The organism is Meiothermus cerbereus (assembly GCF_051297115.1).
Taxonomy (GTDB): domain Bacteria; phylum Deinococcota; class Deinococci; order Deinococcales; family Thermaceae; genus Meiothermus; species Meiothermus cerbereus_A.
Genome location: NZ_JBEVAL010000132.1, coordinates 1 through 3,126 on the forward strand (window position 1 = coordinate 1; position 3,126 = coordinate 3,126).

Here is a 3,126-nt window from a genome sequence, read left to right on the forward strand (position 1 = left end):
CCACCAATCCCATGCCCCTCTATCGCTGGCTTAGTGGATGTATATGATAAAAGCCTGCCCACGTACCAGGGTGGGTTCTTTGGGGGTGGCCGCCTGGTAGGCTTTGGCCCCCGCAATAAAGCGGTCAAACTCCTCCTGCGGCACCACCTTGACCCGGAAGCGCATGTTGGCGTGAGAGGCCCCACACAGCTCCACGCACTGGCCGTAGTAGTCGCCAATTTTCTCTGGGGTCACCTCGATGTGGGTAACCACCCCCGGAATGGCATCCCGTGCACCCACCAGGCTGGCAATGCGGAACGAGTGAATAACATCGTAACTCTTGCCATCGCCGCCGGTAACCTCGAAACGCACGGGTTTTCCCACAGGCAAAATAAGTTCGTTAGAGTTCCGAACCCCGTGTTCCTTGTAAATAAAATCCCACCAGAACTGCCAGCCGCGTACTTCCACCACCATAGCCCCTGGGGTGGGGCGATCCAGCTTGAACATGCTCTGGGCCGTCAGGCCAAAGATGATCAGCACAATCACCGTAGGGATAACCGTCCAGGCTACCTCGAGGCGATCGTTGCCGTGCATTTGCTCGGGCTCCGCGGTCTCTTTGCCGGTTCGGCGAAACTTGATGGTTACATAAGTCAGCGCGCCCGTAACCACCACAAACACCAGGGCCGCAAAACCCATCACCCAGGCCAACAACCCCCCAACTTCACGGTTAAAGGCCGAGGCATCCCGATCCAGGATGTTAAGGGTGTGCCCCCCGGCCTGGCCCGGTTCAGCGGCCAGTACCAAACCCAGCATCAGCAGGACTATCAAACCTAGACTTCGTTGCAGCATTCCTACATCCTCCCTTGGTCTTGGGGTATTCTAACGTATATTAGTTGGAGCCATTTTAGGGTATGCGGCTCAAGGCCTAAAATACCCTATCCAGATAAGGTATTCTAGCTACATCCACATCGCTCGGTCTATGGCCATGGCGACAAAAAGTAAAGCCAGGTATAACATGGAGTATTTGTACAATGACAGCGTCCAGGAGGGGTTTAAGGTTTGGTAAAGCCGCACGCTGCGCACCAGCAATACCCCCCCCAGCAAAACCGCTGCAATCAGGTAAAACCAACGCAGCTCGCCCATCAGCACCGGAATCAGCGAAATGACAACGGTAAGAATGGCATACAGCACCACTTGATAGGCGGTCTGGCGTTCGCCCCGCACCACCGGCAACATGGGGATGCCCACCGCCGCGTAGTCGTCTTTGATCATCAGGGCCAGGGCCCAAAAGTGTACCGGCGTCCAGAAAAATATGATCAGGAAGAGATACCAGGCGAACAGGCTCAACTCCCCCGTTACCGCGGCCCAGCCCACCAGTGGTGGGAAAGCCCCCGCCGCCCCCCCAATCACAATGTTGCTCCAGAAGCGGCGCTTCATGTAGAGGGTGTAGATCAGCACATACCAGCCCAACCCAGCCATGGCCAGGAGGGCGGTGGTCAGGTTGGCGCCCCACCACAGCAGCAGAAAAGAGCAAACCATTAAGGCTGTTGCAAAAATGGTTGCATCGCGGGTGCTGATCCTGTCGGTGACGGTTGGCCGCTGCGCGGTACGCTTCATGCGGCCATCAATGTCGCGGTCGATGATCATATTGAAGGCGTTGGCCGAACCAGCGGCCATGTAACCGCCCACAAATACCACCACAAACAAGCCCAGGCCAGGCCATCCGCCTGCTGCGATGAACATAGCCATAAGGGTGGTAAAAAGCAGCAAGCTGATGACGCGGGGCTTGGTCAACCAGAAGTAGTCGCGCCAGGTTGCGCGCTCGGGATTGGCAACAGGAACCACCACAGCAGTTTACCTCGCTCTGGCTACTTCAGGCACAACCGAATCTGTACGGTAGGCCTGGCTGAGGGCCGAGACCACGAGCAACAACCAGGTAACCCAAATCAGGTCGGAAAGCAAGAGATGGGGAAGCTGCGTGTAAAGCGGGGCTGCCTGAAGCACATTGAGGTAGCCTACCCCAAGCTGCACAATAAACAAAACTCCGGCCAAGCGGGCGAACAGCCTGGTGTAGCGGCTGGGGCGCAACAGCGCAATCATGCTGGCTGCCAAAACCACATATACGCTTACCAAAACAGCGATAAAGGGGTGATAGATGCGAAGCTGTACCAAAAAATGCTCGCCCGGCGTCAGGGCCCGGCCCACTGCTTCAGCCGTATTGCGAACTGGAAACAAGGCATCACCCAGCGAGGTCAGGGCCCCCGCAGCCGCAACCAGCAAAATCCCCCCCAGGCCAAGGCCCAAGGCCCAGCCCACCAGGCCCTGGCCTTTCCAGACCGGGCGATGTTCGGGGTGGCTCGACCACCACGCGGTAAGGGTCAGCGAGCCAATCAGGAAAAGGGTGTTAATCAGGTGAATAGGGGCCACAATAGCCCTGGCGATGCTGGCATCCTCCCCTACCAGGCGAAAAAGCACCAGGCCGGCCCCCACCAGGCTTTCAGTAATCATGAAGAACATGGAAAGACCGGCCCCCAGTCGGGCAAGGTGGCCTTTGGGGAAGATCCGGCGCGACCAGACCAAAAGCCCAACGGTCAGGAGCAGCGAAAGCCCGCTGGTGATGCGGTGGAAGAACTCTATGAAGGTCTCGAGGCCCCTGAACAGGGGCAACACCTCGCCGTTGCAGGTAGGCCAGTGGGCGCCACAGCCATCGCCAGAACCGGTGGCCTGCACCACGTCCCCCCATAAAATGACCATGAGGGTAAAAACCACCACCCCCCAAGCGTAGAAGGTAAACCGTCGGCTCGACATAAGAAAAAGACCCCCCCTGGGGTAAACGTACCCATTTTGCCAGAAGCGCCGGGAATGCACCATTAGGACAAATGTCCCAAGGGGGATGGCCATATTTAGATACCTGTCAGGGCCATCCTGCTTTCATCGCACTCTTCACTGCCAAATTCGAGGGCTCCAGGACTCATATGAACCCCACCTGAAGCTTTCTGTTTAGGGCAGGTCAAAGCCGACCAGATGCAAGAGCAGCTCCTGGCACAGCTTCAGGTGGGGGCCCCAGCAAAAAGAACAAATCAAAGACCCCAATTCGGAAAAGCCACCAGCCACATTTCCCCAAACTGCGCCAACAGGAGGCGCCAA

At 57.4% G+C, this 3,126-nt stretch carries 1 protein-coding gene and 1 pseudogene; both read right to left on the bottom strand.

Features of this window, described 5'->3' with window-relative positions:
* Window positions 1-30: 30 nt before the first annotated feature.
* On the bottom strand, window positions 31-828 hold the full coding sequence (coxB, locus tag ABWU19_RS14580; RefSeq protein WP_435902368.1) for a cytochrome c oxidase subunit II: 798 nt from the start codon (window positions 826-828) through the stop codon (window positions 31-33).
* Window positions 829-936: 108 nt separating this feature from the next.
* Window positions 937-2,787, bottom strand: a pseudogene (locus tag ABWU19_RS14585) (heme o synthase).
* Window positions 2,788-3,126: the final 339 nt, after the last annotated feature.